The 23,339-nt window shown below is 51.3% G+C and carries 18 protein-coding genes, 1 tRNA gene and 1 riboswitch; of the genes, 4 read left to right on the forward strand and 15 right to left on the reverse strand.

The genetic code is table 11. From position 1 onward, the window contains the following. Nucleotides 1-98: 98 nt before the first annotated feature. From repC to QUF18_RS06910, 5 genes are all read right to left on the reverse strand, one after another. Nucleotides 99-1,337: a plasmid replication protein RepC gene (repC, locus tag QUF18_RS06890; RefSeq protein ID WP_289386351.1), complete on the reverse strand. Its 1,239-nt coding sequence runs from the start codon at nt 1,335-1,337 to the stop codon at nt 99-101. A gap of 314 nt (nt 1,338-1,651) precedes the next feature. Beyond that, nucleotides 1,652-2,728, reverse strand: coding sequence for a plasmid partitioning protein RepB (gene repB / locus QUF18_RS06895; protein WP_289386353.1), 1,077 nt, complete (start codon nt 2,726-2,728; stop codon nt 1,652-1,654). Continuing rightward, nucleotides 2,725-3,963, reverse strand: coding sequence for a plasmid partitioning protein RepA (repA, locus tag QUF18_RS06900; RefSeq protein ID WP_289386492.1), 1,239 nt, complete (start codon nt 3,961-3,963; stop codon nt 2,725-2,727). The genes repB and repA overlap by 4 nt, the downstream gene beginning before the upstream one ends. Before the next feature lie 655 nt (nt 3,964-4,618). Continuing rightward, entirely contained in the window at nt 4,619-5,221 is a 603-nt protein-coding gene (locus QUF18_RS06905) for an IMPACT family protein (protein WP_289386354.1), read from the reverse strand. 100 nt (nt 5,222-5,321) lie between these two features. Beyond that, nucleotides 5,322-5,948, reverse strand: a complete 627-nt coding sequence (locus QUF18_RS06910; RefSeq protein WP_289386355.1) for a TetR/AcrR family transcriptional regulator — start codon at nt 5,946-5,948, stop codon at nt 5,322-5,324. A 156-nt stretch (nt 5,949-6,104) separates the two neighbouring features. Between QUF18_RS06910 and QUF18_RS06915 the strand changes: the two genes are divergently transcribed. Beyond that, nucleotides 6,105-8,141, forward strand: coding sequence for an NADH:flavin oxidoreductase (locus QUF18_RS06915; protein WP_289386357.1), 2,037 nt, complete (start codon nt 6,105-6,107; stop codon nt 8,139-8,141). Between the two features lie 285 nt (nt 8,142-8,426). Here the strand turns inward: QUF18_RS06915 and gcvP are convergent, their stop codons facing one another. Genes gcvP through gcvT form a run of 3 tightly spaced genes read right to left on the reverse strand, consistent with a single transcriptional unit; the run spans nt 8,427 to nt 12,723 of the window. Then, a complete protein-coding gene (gene gcvP, locus QUF18_RS06920) occupies nt 8,427-11,231 on the reverse strand; it encodes an aminomethyl-transferring glycine dehydrogenase (RefSeq protein ID WP_289386358.1) in 2,805 nt (934 codons plus the stop codon). Between the two features lie 3 nt (nt 11,232-11,234). Beyond that, nucleotides 11,235-11,603: a glycine cleavage system protein GcvH gene (gene gcvH / locus QUF18_RS06925; protein ID WP_289386359.1), complete on the reverse strand. Its 369-nt coding sequence runs from the start codon at nt 11,601-11,603 to the stop codon at nt 11,235-11,237. A gap of 4 nt (nt 11,604-11,607) precedes the next feature. Then, nucleotides 11,608-12,723 (reverse strand): glycine cleavage system aminomethyltransferase GcvT, encoded by a 1,116-nt coding sequence (gcvT, locus tag QUF18_RS06930; protein WP_289386360.1) that lies wholly within the window; start codon nt 12,721-12,723, stop codon nt 11,608-11,610. A gap of 147 nt (nt 12,724-12,870) precedes the next feature. Next, nucleotides 12,871-12,956, reverse strand: a riboswitch (glycine riboswitch). Nucleotides 12,957-13,420: 464 nt separating this feature from the next. Here gcvT and QUF18_RS06935 point away from each other — a divergent pair. Further along, nucleotides 13,421-13,496: transfer RNA gene (locus QUF18_RS06935), tRNA-Phe, on the forward strand. Nucleotides 13,497-13,729: 233 nt separating this feature from the next. Here the strand turns inward: QUF18_RS06935 and QUF18_RS06940 are convergent. The 7 genes from QUF18_RS06940 to paaN all read right to left on the reverse strand — a co-directional run bounded on the left by QUF18_RS06940 (nt 13,730) and on the right by paaN (nt 21,978). Next, the gene (locus QUF18_RS06940; RefSeq protein ID WP_289386362.1) at nt 13,730-15,667 is read right to left on the reverse strand and encodes a 3-hydroxyacyl-CoA dehydrogenase NAD-binding domain-containing protein; all 1,938 of its coding nucleotides are present in this window, start codon (nt 15,665-15,667) and stop codon (nt 13,730-13,732) included. 1 nt (nt 15,668) lies between these two features. Continuing rightward, nucleotides 15,669-16,370 carry an ABC transporter ATP-binding protein gene (locus QUF18_RS06945; RefSeq protein ID WP_113945488.1) on the reverse strand — a complete coding sequence of 234 codons (702 nt, stop codon included), beginning with the start codon at nt 16,368-16,370 and terminating at the stop codon, nt 15,669-15,671. Beyond that, a complete protein-coding gene (locus QUF18_RS06950; protein ID WP_289386363.1) occupies nt 16,357-17,145 on the reverse strand; it encodes an ABC transporter ATP-binding protein in 789 nt (262 codons plus the stop codon). Before QUF18_RS06950 ends, QUF18_RS06945 begins: the two co-directional genes overlap by 14 nt. Further along, on the reverse strand, nt 17,142-18,101 hold the full coding sequence (locus QUF18_RS06955) for a branched-chain amino acid ABC transporter permease (RefSeq protein ID WP_289386364.1): 960 nt from the start codon (nt 18,099-18,101) through the stop codon (nt 17,142-17,144). Before QUF18_RS06955 ends, QUF18_RS06950 begins: the two co-directional genes overlap by 4 nt. After that, complete coding sequence (locus QUF18_RS06960; protein ID WP_289386365.1) at nt 18,101-18,973, reverse strand: branched-chain amino acid ABC transporter permease; 873 nt, start codon at nt 18,971-18,973, stop codon at nt 18,101-18,103. The genes QUF18_RS06955 and QUF18_RS06960 overlap by 1 nt, the downstream gene beginning before the upstream one ends. A gap of 183 nt (nt 18,974-19,156) precedes the next feature. Then, complete coding sequence (locus QUF18_RS06965; protein WP_374807051.1) at nt 19,157-20,308, reverse strand: ABC transporter substrate-binding protein; 1,152 nt, start codon at nt 20,306-20,308, stop codon at nt 19,157-19,159. 26 nt (nt 20,309-20,334) lie between these two features. After that, on the reverse strand, nt 20,335-21,978 hold the full coding sequence (gene paaN, locus QUF18_RS06970; protein ID WP_289386366.1) for a phenylacetic acid degradation protein PaaN: 1,644 nt from the start codon (nt 21,976-21,978) through the stop codon (nt 20,335-20,337). A 108-nt stretch (nt 21,979-22,086) separates the two neighbouring features. Between paaN and paaG the strand changes: the two genes are divergently transcribed. Continuing rightward, complete coding sequence (paaG, locus tag QUF18_RS06975) at nt 22,087-22,875, forward strand: 2-(1,2-epoxy-1,2-dihydrophenyl)acetyl-CoA isomerase PaaG (protein ID WP_289386367.1); 789 nt, start codon at nt 22,087-22,089, stop codon at nt 22,873-22,875. Beyond that, entirely contained in the window at nt 22,872-23,315 is a 444-nt protein-coding gene (gene paaI, locus QUF18_RS06980) for a hydroxyphenylacetyl-CoA thioesterase PaaI (RefSeq protein ID WP_289386369.1), read from the forward strand. Before paaG ends, paaI begins: the two co-directional genes overlap by 4 nt. The last annotated feature ends 24 nt before the right edge of the window (nt 23,316-23,339 follow it).

A 23,339-nucleotide genomic window follows, 5' to 3' on the forward strand; every position in this document is an offset into this window, starting at 1 on the left:
GAACTCTGTTCAAACCAACAGAAATCGGTTGTCACACAGTGTTTTGAATATGTTCGTTCAAAGTTTTCAATAGTTCAGACTTTGCGACATTAGAAGCTTTAATGCTTTGTGTGTGAAAGCGCTCTTAAGACAGGTTGCACGCAATATTGGCCATTTTCGGCGCGTTGCGTGAGCTTTCGTAAATATCCACCGGCTGAGTGAATTTTATCTGATCGCTCAAGCATTGTTGCAATTGTCACGGCAGCATTGATCTCTCCCATAATTTCACACGCTTCCCGCCATGCTGATGGGGTAATCCCGAGCATGGGGCGTATATGCCCAGCAGTTATGATCAGATCTTTCCAGTTTTGGATACCGCTCATTGCATAGTGCTTGATTTGCGGACAAGTCTTCAAAATCTCACTGAGATGTGGTGTCTTGTTTTGAATATCTGGTGCTGATGTTTGGCGTTTTGTTTTCGTTTCAGGATTTTCCGTTTTTGCAGCATTTGTATTATCAAAAGATTCTATATTTGAATTCTGAATGTGGTGCTCATTTTCACGCTCATTGCCGCTCATTTTTGGCTCTGAAACATTTGAAAGATAAAGATTTTCCACCTGAGAGCGTAAAATACTCAAAGCACGTTCACGGATACTGAGATTGGACACTGTGCCATTGCGTTCCACACGGCCTGAAAGAGCCTGTAACTGAGCATAGAGCGCTTCCCAGTCGCCTTCTCTGCTCTCGTTGAGGGCAGCAAGAATGGTTTTGGAAATATCACGCAGATGAATGGTAATGCTGAAACGCAATTGCTGGCGGATCCGATTTTGGTCACGAATTTTCTCGGCCTGCGTTTCAATCTCATCTGCTCTGAATGTGAGAGGAGCAAGATCAAAGCCAAAAGCCATGGCAATTTCACCATTGCTGTCACGGCGAACAAAGCGCTTTCCGTTGGGACTATCACGCCGGAGGATAAATCCGGCATCGACCAGCGTAGCAAGATGACGACGAATGGTTGGCGCAGACATGCCACGCAAACGCATCGACAATTCTTGATTGGATGGAAATACAATCAACGGAGCACTGCCATCGAGCATTTTATCAGGATAAAAGCTCAATAAAACTTCAAGAACGGCAATGGTACGCGGAGATAGTTGATAGGCTTCACGCGCTTCGGTTAAAGCACGTAACAGCTTCCAGCGATCAACAGGCACAATTCGTTGTTCTGAATTATCTTCAGTTAGAAGAGAGTTCTGACGCAAATTTTGTTTTTGTTGACGAAGTTTTTCGTAACTCAAAAAATGCGCAGCATTCATCATTCGTCCGCCAAATGGGGACGTCGCAAAATGCTCAGTCATTTATTACCTCATAGAGGCAAGCAAAAAGACTGCCGGAACACTGCCGACTCTTGACTTTTGATCTCGAAAGTGATTCTCTCTAATTGCTACATTGAAAGAGGGCTTCCGGTTCGGTAACGTTCAGGGGGCCTTTTTTTTGCCGTTTTTTCCTATCTGTTCAAATTGGCTATGAAGTTCGCAGTGTCTGACATAGTCAGTATCTTTCTTACTTTATAGCTGTGACTATTCCTCATTAATCTCATTGTGCTTCAGCCTTTGAGACTGAAAACGCTTGATACACATACTAAACGCATGGGCAAAAGACGGGGATAGATTTATCCGTTTTTCTCTTGCCGATATTTTTCATAGAGCTCTGACATCTCTCTTGCGAGATATTCAGCAAAGCCCTCTGCATCATGGCGCTGCAGATCAAATTGCGCCCTGCCCTGTTGCAAACGTAACAGCCCAAGGCTTTCACCATTTACAGTTTTCAGTTTCTGTTCCGCAGGTTTGGATGTTTCCGCTTTTTCAACCCGTGTCAGTTTTTGTAATAGATGCTGAAAACGCAGGTCTGTTTCTGCATCGATAAACTCATGCTCAGTGATAATACGCTGAGCTTGTTTCAGAAGGCCTGTATCTCTCAGTGTATCGGCTAGCTGCATCCAACGCGGACGTCCGACTTTGGGTGCAGGACCAATTGCACGAATAATCTGCTCAGGAATGGCTGTTGCCACCTGTAAGAAGCGTGTCATTTCTGCTTTGTGTAAGGACAATGCATCCTGAACTGTTGAGCGCTCAAAGCCGCGTTCAATCAAGGCTTGAGCAAACAAAGCACGTTCGATGAAGGAAAGATCGCGACGTTCGCTATTTTCTTTACCTTGTGCAAGAACCAACTCGGCATCGGAAAGTGGTTTAATCAGGGCTTTGACCGGCATACCAAGACGAGCTGCGGCTCGCATGCGGCGATGACCATAAGCGGCTTGAAAGCGGCCTGCTTTATCTGGATGCGGACGCACCAGAATAGGAACTTGCTGGCCATGCTGATGGAGGCTCTGGATGAGCGACAAAAATTCGGGATCGTCGGTTTCCTGACGGGTTAGCCGATCTTCTATAAAAGAACCGTCAATCAGAGATGCATCAAGCTCAACCACCTGATCACCTTTGGCAAGGCTTTCAGAGAGCTGTTTTGCGCTTTCCAATTCACGCGACATATCCGCAAGTGACAGGCCCATAGCCTTCACAGCGCCGGAACGGCTTGCTGAGGAGCGTACGAGATTGTCTGGGGCCTTGTCGTGAACTGGTAATGCTTCAGTTGGCTGAGCGGGCGTAGCAACGTCACTGACTTCAGCAGCAACAGGCAAAGGAGCGCCGAACAAGGCTTTCAGTTGGTTTTTACGGCTTGAGCTGTTCATGCCTTCCCTCCTCTCGCCTGGCGGTTCCAGGCTGAATGGATCAAAGCTTCAATTTCAGCGTTGACAGCTGTCAACGATTCCATCGCACGATCATAAGTGACGCGACTGAAATTTTCCCGACCGACTTCATAAAGTGTTTGTTTGGTGAGGCCGGCATCAGACACGGCTGTCGACTTGACCATAGGGGCTGTCAGAACCCGATCGCCGAACTGGGCGCGCAGGAAGCCAGCAATCTGCGCCTGCGGGCCATCATTTGGCTCGTAGCGGGTAATCAGATAGCGTAGGAAGTCAAAGTTCAACGAGCCACCGGCTTCGCGTACAACAGAAAGCAAATCCGATGTCATGAACAAAAACTGGCTCATAGACGCAACATCGAGCATTTGCGGGTGTACGGTGACAATGACTGAGGTTGCGGCACATAGTGCCGACAACGTCAAAAAGCCGAGCTGTGGCGGGCAGTCGATAACTACAACATCATAATCATCGGCTACAGACTGCAATGCCGCCTGTACGCGGGTGAAGAACATGTCAGTCGCCGGACCACGGCGCTCAGCAAGAACGCGCGGTGTCGTATGCTCAAATTCCTGCAATTCCAGATTGCCCGGTATAAGATCCAAACCATCGAAATAAGTTTTGCGGATAATATCGCGTAACGGACGCTGCGCTTCATCATAGCGGATTGCACCATAGAGCGTATCATTGCCGCTGAGATCGAGTTCCGGCTGATAGCCAAACAATGCAGACATTGATGCCTGCGGATCGAGATCAACAGCGAGAACGCGCAGACCTGACAAAGCGAGATGCTGTGCGAGATGCGTTGTCGTTGTTGTTTTGCCGGAGCCGCCTTTAAAATTGGTGACTGCAATTACCTGTAAATGCTCACCGCGTTCTTCATCGCGCCATGGCAGATAATTGCGGTTCTTATTGGCATTCTGTTCGGTCAGTAAATGGCGAAGGGCATTAATGTCCTCAAGCGTATAGAGGCGACGGCCGCCTGAGCCGGTTTCCGGTTGCGGGCCTTCCCCTGCGATTGATAGCTGGCGAAGATAACTATCGGATACGCCGATCAGCTTTGCTGCTTCACTACTGCTGAATTTACGCAAGGTTTTATTGGAGGTTGGCGCAAACAAGCGTTCGCGCATTGCCTGCAACTGGGCAGACAAAAGTTCAGCGTCCGCTGCGATCGCCCGATCAGCAGCCAAAGGCGCTTCATTGCCCGTATTTGTCACTGCCATATGCTGCTGTGCATCAGCAACAATATCTGCCCAATTTGTTGTCAATTTCTCTGGCCCTTATATGCACCGGTTACGGTAATACGCATTCCGTCGCTTATTCTGTGCCTAACATGCTACGATTCGGAGAAAATTACTAATCTGTTAACGCAAGTGTCTAAAACAACACTGGAAAACGCAAATAACAGCAGTGTGGCCGAGTAACGGTAAAGCGAAGAATATGCGCATTTATTCGTTACAGGATTGAGAATCCTGCGTTGAAAGTCAAATTATTTATGGTTAATGAATATTAACCTTTATGCAACATCAGTGCAGGGTTCATTCGTCTTTATATGAAAGCTATGCCCAAGGTCGCGTTAAGTCTAACCGGCGTTTCAGTTGCGAAACGATTTATGGTATTCGATCACTAGAGTGTATAGCACTTAACCAGACACACAGCACTCGCTCTAGATTCTTTTAATTGTCGCATGTTCGCATTAGCTCAAATGCACCCATTTGAGCCAGACATGCTGTTGGCGCGCTGATGCTATCTGATAATAGCGCTGAGCCAGATGAGTGCAAATACAACGTTGCTATTTAGGCTGAGTGAAAGATGTGTGAGCCCGCATGATGCGGTTGTCATGTTGTAATGTTGACAGCTGTCAACAGCAGGTCGTTTTTAAAAACTCAAATCTTCGGCTTTGTCCGAAATCTGAACGCGACCGGCAGTTACATCCGTCAACATGCGTAGGACATTGTCTTTGTGAATCACAGGAATTTCCAGACGAAGGTCAGCGCCGGTATTGTGAAATGTTTCGGAACTAATGGTGAGGTGCTCGGTTGCTGCTAGTCGGGCTTTGATTAAAGCCAATTCTGAGAAATGCGTACGAATATAAATTGTTTCTGTCGGGATGAGTTCAATAAGTTCTGCTGCCCGCAAACATAAAGCAGCGGTGCCGCCATAGGCACGGATTAACCCGCCGCTACCAAGTAGCGTACCACCGAACCAGCGCGTCACAACGACGACAACGTTGTCGAGTTCCAGTCCATCAATTGCTTGCAGGATTGGCTTGCCGGCAGTTCCGCTTGGTTCACCATCATCATTGAAACGATAGTTCTGTCCGATGCGCCATGCCCAGCAATTGTGATTGGCATCACTGTAAGATTCGCGAGCGATGAAATCTTTGGCCGCTTCTTCATCCGCAACGGGGAAAGCAATGGCCAAAAAGCGGCTCCTTTTAATTTCCTGCTCAAAAACCTCTCTCTGGCTCAAGTTAAACATGGCAACTCAATTTCTGCGGATTATGACTATGGGGACATAAGATGTTTATGCGCCCTGATAGCAGATAAAGCGGAGAGAGCAAAATCAGATGGAGCCATTGTCAATGATTATGACGGTGCTGAAAACTTTCTAATTCTTGCTGAGAGGGCAGGGCACCGGAAAAAATAGCCACATAGGAGGGAACACGTAAAAGCCGCGTTGCGGTATCCTCTTGCGTGTTCATGCTGATATAACCGATCTGGGTCAGATAGAGCGCACGGGAGCGAACATCAGCAACCAGCGGCTCACTGCCATGGCGAATAAACATGTGTTTAATCGCTTCCATCCGCATTGTGTCGGCTTCAGTGAGTGCCTGAGCGACAGTGGGGGATTGTACGCCCCAGCTGCGGATAGCGTGCTCCAACTGGCTGTCGAAGAGATTGTTGTTCAGCCAGCAGTCAAAAAGATTGAGCGTTGCTTCTGCAAGGCTAGCGGCATGGAGTTGAGATTGGCCGAGCAAGGCGCTGGTATTCTTTTCCTGCCAGAGCAGGAGCAGGGCGTCGAGCAGAGCCTTACGATCTTTAAAAAACCAATAGAAACTGGTGCGGGAAAGTTTCAGCATTTTGGCCAGAGACAGGATACGAACATTGTCGATTCCACCTTCAACGAGTAGCTGATAAGCGGCTTCAAGCCATAGCTCTTTTGAACCGCGCCAACCGCTTTCCTGTTCTTCAGTGACTACAGTCATCCACCTAACTCTCAATTATACATATATTTATCAATAACTTATACTGCGCACGCCTGATAAGATTAGTACAACTGCGGTAAAATGTACACTGCTGTATATAAAATTGACAGCTGTGTACATTTTGCATAGGCTTTCTCCAAAATAAGGGGAACGACCATGCAAAATGATCCACTTTTACAGCCCTATCATCTGAAACATCTCACATTACGAAATCGAATTATCACCACATCGCATGAGCCTGCTTATCCGGAAGATGGTATGCCGAAAGATGCTTATCGCGCTTATCATGTGGAGCGAGCCAAGGCCGGTGTGGCCCTGACAATGACAGCAGGCTCGGCAACGGTGTCCCGTGACAGTCCGCCGGTCTTCAATAATGTGCTGGCCTATAAGGATGAGGTTGTGCCGTGGATGAAGGCGCTGGCTGATGAATGTCACGATCATGGCGCTGCGGTCATGATCCAGCTGACCCATCTTGGCCGGCGTACCCGTTGGGATAAAGGCGATTGGTTGACAGCTGTCACCTCGTCTCATGAACGGGAAAGAGCGCATCGGGCATTTCCGAAGCGGCTGGAAGACTGGGATATTGAGCGAATTATCAAAGACTTTGGTGATGCGGCAGAGCGTATGCAAGCTGCTGGTCTTGATGGTATTGAGTTGCAGGCTTATGGCCATTTGCTGCAGCAATTCTGGTCACCGACAACCAATGACCTGACCAATGCCTATGGCGGATCGCTTGATAACCGGTTGCGCTTTACTTTTGATGTGCTCAGCGAAATTCGCAAACGCGTGGGGTCAGAATTTATCGTTGGCATACGCTATACCGGCGATGAAATGCTGACAGATGGTCACGGGGTTGAGGAGGGGATTGAAATTTCCCGTCGCCTCAAAGACTGTGGAATGATTGATTTTCTCAATGTCGTGCGTGGTCATATTGATACTGATCCGGCGATGACTGATCTCATTCCTATACAAGGGATGGCGGGATCTCCGCACCTTGATTTTGCAGGAGAAATTCGTGCAGCGACGAATTTCCCGACATTTCATGCAGCTAAAATCCCTGATGTGGCGACTGCACGTCACGCCATTGCTTCGGGTAAACTGGACATGGTGGGTATGACCCGTGCGCATATGACTGACCCGCATATTGTGCGCAAAATCATTGAGGGCAGGGAAGAGGATATCCGGCCGTGTGTCGGAGCAAATTATTGTCTCGACCGGATTTATCAGGGCGGCGCAGCCTATTGTATTCATAATCCCGTAACAGGGCGTGAGCTGACCATGCCGCACACAATCAGTAAGGCTCAGGATAAGAAGAAAATTGTTATCGTTGGCGCAGGCCCTGCTGGAATGGAAGCAGCGCGTGTTGCAGGCGAGCGCGGCCATCAGGTTGTCGTTTTTGAAGCGGCTGATCGGGCAGGGGGGCAAATCCGTCTGACGGCACAATCGCCACGCCGTCGTGAAATGATCAGCATTATTGATTGGCGCATGGCACAATGTGAGAGGCTGGGTGTTGAATTCCGCTTCAACACATGGGCAGAGCAGGCTGATATTGATGCAGAAAACCCTGATGTGGTGATTATTGCGACCGGCGGTTTTCCGCATACGGAAGTTCTGACTGAGGGCAATGATCTGGTTGTTTCCGCATGGGATATTCTGTCAGGTGACGTTAAGGCCGGACAAAATGTGCTGATTTATGATGATGCGGGCGATCATTCTGCCTTGCAGGCGGCAGAAATGCTTCTCAAAGCCGGTGCCAAGGTCGAAATTATGACGCCGGATCGCAGTTTTTCACCGGAAATCATGGCAATGAATCTTGTGCCTTACATGCGGAGCTTACAAAAAGAAGGTGTGACGTTCACAGTAACCTATCTACTTGATAAGGTTAGACAAAATGGCAATAAACTCACCGCATATATCGGCAGTGATTATGGCGGGGTGGATAAACAACAGGATCACGATCAGATTGTCATTAATCATGGCACAAGGCCGCTGGATGATCTCTATTTTGAGCTGAAGCCGCAGTCTAAAAATCTCGGCGCTGTCAATTATGATGATCTGATTGAAGGGCGTGTGCAGCAGGTTAATGTAAACGGGCAGGGTAAATATCAATTGTTCCGCATCGGTGATGCCGTTGCGGCACGTAATACTCATGCGGCGATTTATGATGCTCTGCGGCTCGTCAAAGATCTCTGAGTTATGCAAAAGCAACGGTGTTAAGCGTCAAGCACCTTTGCTTGAAATGGCCACGTCCAGAATTAAGGTCGTTCTTACACAACTGAAAACTGTGCGACTTAGTCTCTGATGATGCAAAGAATAATGCTTTTTAACGAACGAACGTTCAGGCTCCGATGGGCTCAATCGCTTTACACCTGCCATTGCATTTTGTGACAACAATGACAAAAAGGCCGGAACATCTGCTATGATGCTCCGGCCTTCAATGGTTAAGGCCCTGATGAAAATCAGGGCCTTAGTTATTATTTAGTCTGTATAAGCATCCATTGGCGGGCAGGAGCAGACCAGATTGCGATCGCCGCCCACATTGTCGATGCGCGATACCGGAGCCCAATATTTGGAAGCCGGATCCATCGTCTTCGCAGGGAAGGCCGCTTCCTTACGGGTATACGGATGTTTCCAGTCATCGAGCATGGTGTCTGCAACGGTGTGCGGTGCATTTGCCAGCGGATTATCATCCTGCGGCCACTCACCGGCTTCAACCTTAGCCGCTTCCTTGGCAATTGAAATCATCGCGTCGCACAGACGGTCGATTTCAGCCTTGGATTCGGATTCAGTCGGTTCAACCATCAGTGTACCAGCAACCGGCCATGACATGGTCGGTGCGTGGAAACCATAGTCGATCAAACGCTTGGCAACATCTTCAACGGTGACGCCAGCTTTGTCTTTCAACACGCGGGTATCAACGATGCATTCATGCGCAACGCGACTGTTCGCACCGGTATAAAGGATCGGATAATGATCCTTCAGGCGCTCAGCAATGTAGTTGGCATTGAGAATGGCCACTTCCGTTGCATTTTTCAGACCGGCGCCACCCATCATACGGATATACATCCATGTGATAACGAGGATAGACGCACTGCCGAATGGTGCTGCGGAAACCGCATTGTCGCTGCCTGCATTCACATGACCCGGCAGGAATGGTGCCAGATGTGCACCGACACCGATTGGACCAATGCCCGGGCCGCCGCCGCCATGCGGAATGCAGAACGTTTTATGCAGGTTCATGTGGCAAACGTCAGCACCGATATCGGCCGGACGTGCCAGACCAACCAGCGCATTGAGGTTCGCACCGTCGAAGTAAACCTGACCGCCATTCGCGTGAATGATTGTGCAGATTTCACGGATGGTTTCTTCAAACACACCGTGGGTGGACGGGTAGGTGATCATCAGAGCTGACAGCGTATCGCGATACTGTTCTGCCTTGGCTTTCAGATCAGCCACATCAATGTCACCGTCTTCGAGACAGTTGACGACAACCACTTTCATGCCTGCCATCTGCGCACTGGCCGGATTGGTACCGTGTGCGGAAGACGGGATAAGGCAGATATTGCGGTTCTCATCGCCATTGGCGCGGTGATAGCGGCGGATTGCCAGAAGACCGGCATATTCGCCCTGACTACCGGCATTCGGCTGCAGGGATACAGCGTCAAAACCGGTCACTTCACAAAGCCATGCTTCGAGATTGTCGGTCAGAACCTTGTAGCCTTCCAGATGCGCCTGAGGTGCAAAAGGATGCAGACCACCAACTGTCGGCCATGAGACCGGCATCATTTCAGCGGCAGCATTCAGCTTCATGGTGCAGGAACCGAGCGGGATCATCGCACGGTCAAGCGCCAGATCCTTGTCTGCCAGCTTGCGCAGGAAACGCATCATTTCGGTTTCTGAACGATAGCTGTGGAATGCAGCCTGTGTCAGGAAATGCTCGTCACGTGGCGCATCCGGCAACAGACGGGCAGCTTTTTCAACAGGCTTCGCACCAAACAATGCAACCAGAGCCAGATAATCATCTTCCAGCGAGGTTTCATCAAAAGTGACAGACACAGTATCAGCATCAATGACGCGGATCAGGCGGTCGCCTGCCAGAGCCTTGTCAGCATAATCCTGTGCTTTGCCTTTAACAGTTACAGTCACTGTATCAAACAGCTGCTCACCGGCCAGTTCATAACCGGCAGCTTTCAGCGAGGCTGCAAAGCGGGCAGTGATCGCATGAACGGCATCAGCAATAGCCTGCAGGCCTTTAGGACCGTGCCAGATTGCATAAGATGCAGCCATGTTGGCCAGCAGTGCCTGAGCGGTACAGATATTCGATGTCGCTTTGTCACGACGAATATGCTGTTCGCGGGTCTGCAGCGCCAGACGATAGGCTGGACGACCATGTGCATCGAGCGACTGACCAACGATACGACCCGGAATGATACGGGTGAGGTTTTCTTTCACGCCGAGATAAGCAGCGTGAGGACCACCATTGCCCATTGGCACGCCGTAGCGCTGCATCGAACCGACAGCAATATCGGCACCCCATGAGCCCGGAGACTGGGTGATGGTCAGTGCCAGAGGATCGGCAACGGCCACAACCAGAGCGCCGGTCTGTTTGGCGCTGGCGATAATACGGGTGAAATCACCGTAAACGCCGCGTGTATCCGGCCAAGGAATGATCACAGCAGCGGTTGTGGTATCCACTTCGCCGCCAACTTCAATGATCATGCCATGCGGTTCTGCACGGGTGTTCAAAACGTCCAGTGTCTGCGGGTGCAATTCACCGGCAATCACCATTTTCGGACGCTTTTCGCGGTGGTGGCGATAGGCAATGCCAACAGCTTCAGCAACAGCAGTTGCTTCATCCAGCAGCGATGCACAGGCAACCGGCAGGCCGGTCAGCTCTGTTACCAGTGTCTGGAAGTTGAACAGCAGCTCAAGGCGACCCTGACTGATTTCAGCCTGATACGGTGTATAGGCTGTGTACCATGCCGGATTTTCAAACAGGTTGCGCTGAATGACCGGCGGCACATGGGTGCCGTGATAGCCCGCACCGTAGAAGCTTTTGGCGACCACGTTGCGACCCATGATGCCGGACAGTTCATTGAGAGCTGCGGCTTCATCGAGCGGAGCAGGCAGGTTGAGCGCGCGGTCAAGACGAATTGACTGCGGCACAGCCTGACTGATGAGCGTATCCAGTGACGGCAGACCAAGCGCCGACAGCATTTCCTGCTGTTCACTGGCGCGAGGGCCGATATGGCGCTCTACAAAAGGAAGTGATGATGATGCCATGATTTAGCCAACCAGTGCCTGATAACCGGCAGCGTCAAGCAGGCCTTCCAGCTGGCTTTCATCGGAGACTTTCATCTTCCACAACCAGCCTTCACCTTCTGCCGCGCTGTTAACGAGTGCAGGATTGCCATTGAGCTCTTCGTTGATTTCAATGACTTCACCGTTGAGCGGCGCATATACATCGGATGCAGCTTTAACGGACTCAACCACAACAATGGCTTCGCCTTTTTCAACAACGCGTTCAACTTCAGGCAATTCTACGAATACGAGATCGCCGAGCTGTTCCTGAGCGTGGTTGGTGATGCCGACAGTTGCAATGCCACCTTCAACGCTGAGCCATTCATGATCTTCGGTAAAAAAGATTTTAGGCATGCGATTATCCTTTGTGATAGCGAGGTTGAGTAAATGGAAGTGTATGGACGTCTACAGGCACTTTATTGCCGCGGACTTCCGCAAAAAGACGCGCGCCCGGTTCTTTCAGATCGGCTCTGACATAACCCATGGCAACAGGGAAACCGGCTGAAGGGCCGAAGCCGCCGGAAGTGATTTCACCGATTTCGCTGCCGGCTTCATCAAACAGCTTTGTACCGGCGCGAACCGGCTGACGGCCTTCCGGCTTGATGCCGACGCGGCGCTTTTCAGGGCCATTGGCAATCAGTTCCAACACTTTAGCAGCGGCAGGGAAAGCGGCTGTTTCACGCACGGCTTTGGTGATTGCCCATGTCAAACCGGCGGAAACCGGATCAATGCTCTCAGTAATGTCCTGACCATGCAGGCAGAGACCGGCTTCAAGACGCAAGCTATCGCGCGCAGCCAAGCCAATCCATGCAACGCGGGCATCGCCCAGCAGCGCTTTTGCCAGAAACTGTGCATCGCCAAGCGGGGCAGCAATTTCAAAGCCGTCTTCACCGGTATAGCCGGAGCGGGTAACGAACCAGCCTTGTTTTGGCTCAAAACCGTGCATGAATTTCAGCTCATCAACGCTGAAACCGAGATCAGCAGCGAGGCTCTTCATCACATCCGCAGCCTGAGGGCCCTGAATGGCCAGCAAAACGCGGTCAAGCGGCGAAACAGTGCAGTTCAGTGCGCTTGCTGCTTTCTGGAAATGCGCAATATCAACATCTGCATTACCGGCATTGGCGACAATCATGAAGCGCTCGTCACCCAGACGGGTTACGATCAGGTCATCAATGATACCTGCATCATCATTCATCAGGAATGTATATTTCGACTGGCCTTCATTGAGTTTGGTGACATCAATCGGGCACAGCTTTGCAAACAGCGCTGCGGCATCGCTGCCGGAAACTTCAATGAGTTTCATATGCGAGATGTCAAACAGACCAGCCTGTTCACGTGTATGAACATGCTCTTTCATCACGCCGAGCGGATAAGTCAGCGGCATGTTCCAACCGGCAAAACCGCCGAAGCGTGCGCCGGATGCGGTATGTAATTCTTCCAGCGGAAGCGTTTTTAAAGAAGTTGTATCGCCCATTTTTCACTCCAGAGACACACGTACGCCTTCCGCAAAAGCGGAAAGCCATGATGTACCCCTCTGTCGGAAGCCTGAGAGACTCGCAAGCCCGTAGAGACTTACTTACACCTTCGGCGCGGAGTTTCCCCCGACTTTCCAGAGTTGCCTTGCTGATCTGCGGTTCTTGGTACCTGAGAGATTTCGGGCGATTTCCCCTTCGGTGGCCGTTTCCGGCTCTCTCCCGCAGACAAACAGGAATCAGGACATTGTCCTCTCCTCGACATGCCTGCCTTTTATCGCAGCATGGAGGTGAAGTCATCTGGAATTATTTTAAGGGAGCACAGTTTGGTAGCGATTGAATGTCGCGTCTTTTAAAAAGACGGTTTCAGCGGCGACACAGAATGCAAAATATAAGACGCCTGAGATTTTTCTGACGGAACTGATGCCGATAGGGAAACTGTATGCAGCGGATTCGGGTGTTTTGTAAAAAAATGCTGCTTGGGTGTGGAGGTTTTGCACATTTCCACATGCAAAAAGCGCTGGGCTGAAAGAAATTATCCCTTAAAAATCAAGGAAAACGGGGGTTTTTGAAAATAATTGGCTGCTCGCGCCATAATTTCTATTTTGGGTGCTGGACAGCTGAAAATTTAATGCTATAAAGCGCTCACATCAGACGGACACCAACACCGTCACGCTAGCCAAGCAGGCTTGCAGGGATGCCCGGATAGCTCAGTTGGTAGAGCAGCGGATTGAAAATCCGCGTGTCGGCGGTTCAAATCCGTCTCCGGGCACCACTCTAAATCATTAAAATACGCATCATTTACCTTTAGAGAATTTTGACTTGATTTACATCAGTCATAAAAGTCACAATTTTGCTGTGCATCTGAGATTAAACTCAGATATGAAAACCCGCATAAAGCGGGCTTATGATAATCAACTATATAACATCGTAAAATGTGATTGCGGTTGACCGCGATGAGGCGGTAGGGCTCAAGCCGAGTTGTATGCGTGGCTAGTCTAAAGCTACTCAGGCTCTATCACTGGCAAACATTGGCCCGCCACGCCAGCGCGGAAAGCCGTAGCCGTGAATTTTTACCAGATCAATATCTACAGCATCCGTGGCAATGCCTTCATCAAGAATGACCTGCCCTTCTGCTGCCATCTCGCCCACAAGCGTTTCGGCAATCTTTTGGGATGACAGAGGAGTACTGCTCGTGACATGTGCTTTTAAAAGCGCTGTGACCTCAGCGGAAGGCTGTCCTTTGCGGCTGCCGTCAGTATAATCATACCAACCGCCGCCGGTTTTCTGTCCTTTGCGCCCTGCTTCAACCAGAATGTCACCCAATGTTTGCGGGATAGTCTGCCCTGCGGCGCGAGCACCTTCACGCTGCAGATAAGCGATATCCAGCCCGCCCAGATCCTGTGCTTCAAACGGCCCCATGGCCAATCCGTAGCCACGCATAGAGGCATCAATATCGGCAATATTATTGCCTTTGCGCAGCAAATTTTCTGCCGCAGCGCGGTAGCGCTTCAGAATGCGGTTGCCGATGAAACCTTCACAAATACCGGCACGTACAGGCATTTTTTTCAATTTGGCAGCGAGGCTGAAACCGGTGGCCAAAACTGTGTCTGATGTTTGTGGAACCGGAACAATTTCCAGCAGCTTCATAATGTGTGCGGGGCTGAAGAAATGCAGGCCAATAAAACGCTCAGGATGTGGCACTCCTTCAGCGATGGCACGCGGGTCAATATAGGATGTGTTGGTTGCCAAAATTGCATCTGAACGGCAGACCTGTCCGAGCTTTTCGAACACAGCGCGTTTAACGCTGATCTCTTCAAAAACCGCTTCAATCACCAGATCTGCATCAGCGAGATCCGCATAATTACAGGTACCTGTGACCCCAGCAAAGCGCTCCTGAGCCTGGGCTTTACTCAGGCGGCCACGTTTGACACTGTCGTCGAAAATTTTGCGGATATTGGCAAGACCTCGCTCCACTGCGGCTTCATCCTGCTCGGTGAGGATAACCGGATAACCCGCCTCGCGCAAAGCAGCAGCAATGCCCGCGCCCATGGTACCGCCGCCGATAACGCCAATGGTTTTGAGGGTTACCGGAGTGATATCCTGCAATGCGACAGGTCTGGTCGCACCACGCTCTGCAAAGAAAATCCGGCGCAGGGCTGCGGCTTCGCGGGAGTCGCGGCGTTCAAGAAATGTGTGGCGTTCAAAGGCCATAGCTTCATCAAATGGCAGGAGTGAACTCTGACGAACAGATTCCAAAGCCATGAGCGGAGCGCTGGCACCACGTGCAGCTTTGCGGACATTTTCCTGCTGCGTCTGCCAGAATGCTTCATCGGCTTGATGAGCAGGACGTAAGGAGATTGGCTGTGGCAGCGATTGTAGCATGGCATTGCGGGCAAATGCCAGTGCGTCGTCTTTCAGGTCACCTTCGATCAGAGCATCAACCATCCCGTATGCGAGTGCCTGTTTTGCACGAACCGGCTTGCCGGATGTGATCATGGCAATCGCTTTTTCGAGGCCGATCAGGCGTGGTGTCCGCACAGTTCCGGATGCACCCGGAATAACACCTAATGTGACTTCCGGCAGCCCGAGCGATGCGCTTTCAACGGCGACACGGAAACGGCAACCCAGCGCCACTTCAAGCCCGCCGCCAAGCGCAGAGCCATGAATTGCAGCCACCCACGGTTTCTTTGCAGCTTCGATTTTTGTTACCAGATCAGGTAAATGCGGCGGCTGAGGTGTCTGGCCGAATTCGCGTACATCTGCGCCCGCAATAAAGGTACGCCCTGCGCAAATCAGTACGACAGCTTTGACCTGATCGTCGGCATCAAGGGTGGAGACAGCATCCCACAATCCCTGACGCAGTGCCTGACCAAGGGCATTCACAGGCGGATTATCAACTGTAACGAGAGCGATTTCACCTTCACGGGTGATGGTAACTGACATATCAAATTCCCAGATAGGCTTCACGGATTTTAGGATCTGCAATCAGTTCCTCAGCGGAACCTTGCATTGTGATGTTACCGGTTTCCATCACATAACCTCTGTCGGCAACTTTCAGAGCGCCATAGGCATTCTGCTCGACGAGAAGAATAGTAACGCCTAAGGACTTCAGACTGCTGACTACATCAAAAATCTGCTGAACAATAATCGGCGCCAGCCCCATCGATGGCTCATCCAGTAGTAAGCAGGCTGGCCGCCCCATCAGAGCGCGTGCCATTGCCAGCATTTGTTGCTGGCCGCCCGAAAGGCCACCGGCAGGCAGATTGCGTTTTTCTTTCAGGATCGGGAACATGGAAAAAGCATCTTCCATATCCTTCTCAACGCGGCTGTCGCGAAATAAAAACGCGCCAAGACGTAAGTTTTCCTCGACTGTCAGGTTCGTGAAAATCTGACGCCCTTCCGGCGACTGGGTTAATCCGCGCGACGGACGGCGATAGGCTGAAAGCGTGGTGATCACCTCACCACGAAAATTAATGCTGCCGCCTGAAACCGGCTGCAAGCCGGAAAGACAACGCAGCAGGGTGGTTTTTCCGGCGCCATTGGCGCCGACAACCGTAACGATTTCACCGGAATCGACCGTCAGATCAATCCCGTGCAACACTTCAATACGCCCGTAACGCGAGCGCAGTCCCTCAACTGTCAGCATGCGCGTTCTCCTCGCTGTAATCTGCACCCAGATAAGCCGCAATCACTGCCGGATTTTGACTGACCTCGGCTGGCAGGCCTTCCGTCAGTTTTTGTCCGTGATCGAGAACCACTATATGATTGGAGATGCGCATCACCATTTTCATGTCATGCTCAACCAGCAAAATCGCTACGCCGGAGGCGGCAACCTCGGCAATCAGCCGGTCAATTTCATCAGTTTCCACGGCATTGCAACCGGCCGCAGGCTCATCTAGCAACAGCACTGAAGGTTGCAAAGCCAGAGCGCGGGCAATTTCCAGCCGTTTCAGCGAGCCATAAGACAAGCTGCTTGCTTCACGCTCGGCCGCGCGTTCAAGACCGACTTTTTCCAGAAGCTGCATGGCATTGTCACGGGCTTTGGCTGCTCTGCGTCGTGAATCTGGCAGAGACAGCAAATCGCTGATAACCGAGCCGCGCTCGCTTAAGTGAAATCCTGCAATGGCGTTTTCAATCACCGACATATTCTGGAAGATCTGCAGGTTTTGGAATGTGCGTGACATACCACGGCGCGCCAGCAGATCGGGGCGCATACCGGTAATATCTTCACCTTTTAAGAGCACGCGTCCATGTGAAGGCTGATAAATACCGGAAATCATATTGAATAAGGTGGTTTTACCGGCACCATTGGGGCCGATGACGGATGTAATTTCACCCTGTTTAACCTGAAAGCTGACATTATCAACGGCTTTCAGGCCACCAAAGCTGATGCCTAAATTTTCAATAGAGAGCAGGGTCATTCGCCGGTCCCCCTGAATTTGCGCAGTATGGAAGGCAGCAGGCCTTCACGTAAGAAGATCATCACCAGCATCATGACAAGACCAAGGATAAGCTGCTCATATTCGGCAAAAACCGTCAGCACCTGCGGCAGAATTGTCAGAATGGCAGCACCCAGAATTGCACCGAGAACAGAGGCTGCACCGCCGAGAACGGCCATTGTCACCATTTCAATCGAGTGCATGAAACCGGCAATGTCAGGGGTAATGAATTTGTTTTGCAAAGCAATCAGCGAGCCTGCTACTGAGGCAAAGACTGCGGAGATGACGAAAGCCATCAGTTTATAGCGGGCAATATCAATACCGACAGTTCGGGCTGCAATTTCTGATCCGTGGAGTGCGCGCAAAGCACGCCCCATCGGGCTGTTGTGCAGGTTTAGCACAACCCATGCACCGATCAGCAGCACGATACCGCAGAAATAGTACCAGAATTCGCCATTGCTCAAGTTCAGACCAATGGTTTTCAGCCAGCCGCGCAAACCCAGTTCCGGCACAGACATACCATCCGGCCCGCCGGTGAGATCGCGTTCATTGCTCAGTACCATAGAGACAAGAATACCAAAGCCCAGCGTTGCCACGCCGAGATAATAGCCTTTCAGGCGCAGGATAGGGCGACCGACCAGATAGGCCAGTATAGCGGAAACAATTGCTCCCAAAACCACAGCCAGCCCCGGATGGATACCCAGATGCACAGGTGCAAGCGCACAGGCATAGCCGCCGATACCGGCAAAGCCTGCATGACCAAGGCTGATTTGTCCGGCATAGCCTGTGAGAATGACAAGACCCAGAACAGCCAGCCCGTTGACGAAAACCAGAGCGCCGATGCGGAAATAAAAGCCTGACGGGAAGAACAACGGCGATAAAGCGATGATCGCAGCCAAAACCAGCAGGGTCAGTAGTTTAGCAGAAATACGGGGCATCAGACACGCTCCGTGGTTTTGTTGCCAAACAGACCTTGCGGCATGAAAAACAGCACCAGAAGAATAACGATAAAAGCGGCTGCTTCTTTATAGGTTGAAGACAGATAGCCTGCGGTCATGGCTTCGATCAGACCAATCAGGAAGCCGCCTGCAAGCGCACCTTTCGGGTTACCCATGCCGCCGAGCATTGCACCGGCAAAGCCTTTCAGCGCAAAACCAATGCCGACATTATAGGCGACCAGAGTGATCGGCGTTGCCAGCACACCGGCCAATGCGCCGATACCGGCTGAAAGTGCGAAAGACAGCGTCATGATAAAGGTCGTATTGATCCCGACCAGCTGTGCCGCCTGACGATTATTGGATGTGGCAAGCACCGCACGGCCAAGCAGGGTGCGGGTGAAAAACAGCCACAGACCGATAAAGACCACCAAAGCGCCGCCAATGACCCACAGGCTCTGTGTCTGAATAGTCGCGCCGAGAATATTCAGCGGTGTGTCACCGGAAAAGGCCGGAAAACTATGGATTTGCTTGTCAAAAATGATTTGCGCACCACCCTGAATAAATACCGATGCACCGATGGTGATGATAATCAGGGACACAACCGGCGCACCGCGTGCCGGTTCAATGGCGAATTTATTGATCGCAACACCCAGAGCTGCTGTCAGAATAATGGCAATCAGCGCAGCCAGCGGCAAAGGTAAACCGGCGGCATAGGCTGCCCATGTGATCATACCGCCCAGCATGACAAATTCGCCTTGTGCGAAATTCACCACGTCTGAAGCATTATAGATGATCGTGAAACCAAGGGCGACCAGCGCATAAACTGCGCCGACTGTTACCCCTGAAGAAAGGAATTGCATAAATTCGGACATAAGCTCTCCGGCGTCTGTCTGGGATGGTGGATATCAGAGCATTTCCGGCAAAAGTGTGAAACGGTTTTGCGTCGGATAATGCGACAAAACAAAGACTGAGAGCGGTTCTCCGATTCCGTGTTCATCAGAACCGCTCTAGATTCTTTCCCGCCTGTGGTTGACAGGCGGGAGCGGGGGCAGAGCTTATTCAGCCAGTGTCCAGCCGCCGTCCTTAATTTCCAGCATACGGAACGCGGACAGGTCGAGACCCAGATGATCTTCCGGCGAGAAGGTGTAGATACCTGTGGCACCGGCAAGACCGCTAGTCTTTTCAATGGCATCACGAATGGCTTGTGGCTCGGCGGAACCGGCACGGGTTACAGCATCGGTGATGATGAGCAGCGCATCATGCGCATAGCCGCCAAATGTGCCGACCGGCATTTTAAAACGGTCTTCAAATTTGGTTTTATAAGCGGTAACCAGTGGCTGCTGCGGATCGTCCTTGCTGAGAAGATCTGCAACCAGCAATGCAGTGCCTGGCAGGCGCACGCCATCTGCGGCCTGCTTACCAGCCAGCTCAATAAAGCCGGAAGAGGCAACGCCATGCGACTGATACAGCGGCAGTTCAATGCCAAGCTGATGATAGTTGCGGGTTACAATCGACGGTCCCTGACCAAAACCCGGATTGAGCACAGCCTGAATGCCGCCGGTATTGCGGATTTTTGTCAGCTGCGCTGTCATATCCGCATCTTTCGGATCATAGGTCTCATCGACAATGATCTCGATTTTATAGTCTTTGGCAACGTCTTTACACTGCGCTTCCATTGACGCGCCAAAGCCGTCGGTGCCGGAAATCAGACCGATTTTGCTGATGCCGCGCTTGCCCATATCTTCATAGATTTTCTGGCAGGCCATGCGGTCAGTATGCGGGGTTTTGAATGTATAAGCGCGCACCGGCTTGATAATTTCAATCGCACCGGCAAGGGCGATGAATGGAATTTCAGCATCTTCGGCCACCGACAGGATCGACATCGCAGTACCGGTGGTGGTGCCGCCGATAATTGCCACAACCTCATCATCTTCAATCAGACGGGTTGCGAAAGTGCGTGCTTTATTGGCATCGCCGCCGTCATCATACATGACCAGCTTAATCTGCTCGCCATTGATGCCGCCTTTTTCATTCAGCTCAGCAATCAGCATTTCCAGCGTTTTGGCTTCCGGATCGCCCAAAAACGCAGCAGGGCCGGTTGCTGAAATAGAAGCGCCAAGGCGGATTTCTGCCTGAGCAGCGGACCAGCCACCTGCAAGACCGAGCGCCAGAATGGTTGCAGGAACCGTTGTTTTTAAAAATTTAATCACGTTAGTCTCCTCCCAGAGTGTTATTAATTTGTGGCTGGTCTGCGCCACATTGCGCGGCGGAAACGGCTGGCCACAAAAGCGGTATCAGTCAGACAAGCATTGCCCGCAGGATTTGCACCGGTAACGTGGAAATCACTGAAAGCGGCAGATTGGTTGACGAAAATATTTCCTGTCAGATTGACCGACAGATTCACACCGCCCCGCGCAAAGGCGATGGCAGCTTGCTGAATGCGGGTTTCATCCGTGTCATAGAGTGCTGCGGTGATCGCACCTTTACGACGAGCCAGAGCGGATGCGGTTTGAATTGCGCTGGTGGCATCCTTTGCCGGAATGACGAAAATGATCGGACCGAACCACTCATCCTCGGTCACCTTGTCGTTCTCCTGCATGGCAAGGATCAAAGGTGTGGCGCTGCGCGCTACAGGCAAAGATGCGGAGTCGCGGATGATGCGGCCAAGTTTGCGGGCAGTCTGCACACGCTCGAGCGTTGCCGGATTGGCAATCGCGCCGCAAATACCTGCAGCGCGGTCAGGATCATTGAGCAGGCGATCAATCGCATCGCTCAGTCCCTGTGCAACTTGTTCAAAGCTCTTATGACCTTCATCAGTTTCGATGCCGTCTGCCGGAATGTAAACATTCTGCGGTGAGGTGCACATCTGACCGGAATAGAGCGCAAAGGAAAAGGCCAGATTATCGGTCATGGCTTTGAAATTATCGGTGGCGGCAATGGTAACCGTATTCACACCCGCTTCTTCGGTAAAAAGCTGTGCCTGACGGGCATGATCGCGCAACCAGCCGCCAAAAGCGCTGGAACCGGTATAATCGATGAGGCGAATATCGCTATGAACTGCGAGTTTATCGGCAATTGGTGCCTCTGCACTGTCAATGGCGAGCAAAATCGCATCAACCGGCAGACCGGTTTCCGCAAAAACTTCACGGATGACCTTGATCGCAATCGCCAAAGGCAGCACTGCTGACGGATGCGGTTTAACAATTGTCGGATTGCCGGTGGCAAGACTGGCAAAAATCCCAGGAAATGAATTCCATGTCGGGAAGGTGTTGCAGCCGATGGCCAATGCAATACCTTCAGGCACCAATGACCAGTGTTTTTCAATCCGCAATGGCGGATTTTTGCCCTGTGGTTTTTCCCAAGTGGCATGATCGGCAAAGCGGTTCATCTCTTCCCATGCCATTGCCACCGCTTCCAAGGCGCGGTCCTGCGCATGCGGGCCACCGGCCTGAAAAGCCATGGCAAAAGCCTGACCTGTGGTATGCATGACAGCATTGCCCATCAGGAAACTTTCGCGGTTGAGGCGTGCTAAAACTTCAAGCAAAGCACCAATGCGGGCTTTAGTATCTGTTTGGGCAAATTCATCGGCGGCAGCATTGGCTGCATCCATCAGTTGTTCAACAGTTGCTGCAGGATAAGTGATTCCCAAGGCTGTGCCATAAGGAGAGGTCTCAGCACCAAAGCGGGTGTTTTCAGGATGATCTGCAAGAATAAAAGGTTTGTTCAGCAGGCTTTCATAGGCGTTGAGCCCGTCTTGTTTTGCGGTTTCGCCATAGATCTTGCCTGAAGGGATTTCAGGATAGGGTGTCCAGAATTCACGCTTATGCAGTGCTGCCAAAGCAGACTCAAGCACTGGAAAATGGCGGTCCCAAAACATCGTGATATCATCCCTCGTTATTGTTGATATTATTATTGACCGTCCGGTCGGTTTATGCAACAAAAAAAGAGAGAGCTCCGAAAATATGCCGGAGCAGGGAGTGAAATTATGTCGGATACTGTTCTGGTGGATCTGGCTGACGGCGTTCTGTCTTTGACTTTGAACCGCCCTGAAAAGCTGAATTCATTTAACGAGGAAATGCATATTGCTTTGCGCGCAGCTATTCAGCGCGCACATGATGATAATGCGGTACGGGCGGTGTTTTTAACGGGGAGCGGCCGTGGTTTTTGCGCTGGTCAGGATCTCGGCGATCGCGATCCGCGCAAGGGTGGCGCGGCACCTGATCTGGGCAAAACCCTTGAGACGTTTTATAATCCGACGCTGCGTCTGATCCGCTCATTAGATAAGCCGGTTATTTGCGCGGTCAATGGTGTTGCAGCCGGTGCGGGTGCGAATATTGCTATCGCATGTGATATTGTTTTTGCTGCAAAATCTGCCCGCTTTATTCAGGCCTTCTCAAAAATCGGACTGATTCCCGATGCAGGTGGTACATTTAACCTGAGCCGTATTCTGGGTGAGCCGCGAGCCAAGGCACTGACCATGCTGGCAGAACCATTATCTGCGCAGGATGCAATGGATTGGGGACTGATCTGGAAGGCTGTTGATGATGAGACCTTGCAGGCTGAGGCAATGGTAGCAGCACGTAAACTGGCATCAGGTGCAACATTCGGACTTGGGCTGACCAAGCGCCTAATTCAGGAAGCGGCAACCAACACACTTGACCAGCAGCTTGATGCAGAAAAAGACGCACAACAAAAAGCAGGCAAAAGCGCTGATTATGCGGAAGGCGTGACCGCTTTTCTTGAAAAGCGTCAGGCGGAGTTTAAAGGCCGATGAAAAGTGCTTCAGAAATGACGCCGCAGGAGCTGGCAGAAGCTTCTGCCAAGGCTATGTGGGACGGAGATCATGCCAGCCAGAAGCTTGGCATGAAGCTGGAGCATGTCGCTCCCGGCGAAGCCACATTGTCGATGACGATTGCGGATTTTATGGCCAATGGGCACGGCAATTGCCATGGCGGGTATATTTTTACACTGGCGGATAGTGCCTTTGCTTTTGCCTGTAACAGTTACAATCAGTTGACTGTCGCCCAGCAATGCTCGGTGAGTTACATCAATGCGGGCAAGATCGGTGACCGTTTGACGGCACATGCCCGTGAGGTGTCCCGTCGCGGGCGCTCCGGTATTTACGATATTCGTGTCGTCAATCAGGACAATGACCATATTGCAGAATTTCGCGGCCTGTCGCGCAGCGTCAAGGGAACGCATGTGCCGGACTGATTTGCCGTATATAAGACCAGGGAG

The sequence above is a fragment of the Pseudochrobactrum kiredjianiae genome (assembly GCF_030362795.1).
Lineage (GTDB): Bacteria > Pseudomonadota > Alphaproteobacteria > Rhizobiales > Rhizobiaceae > Pseudochrobactrum > Pseudochrobactrum kiredjianiae.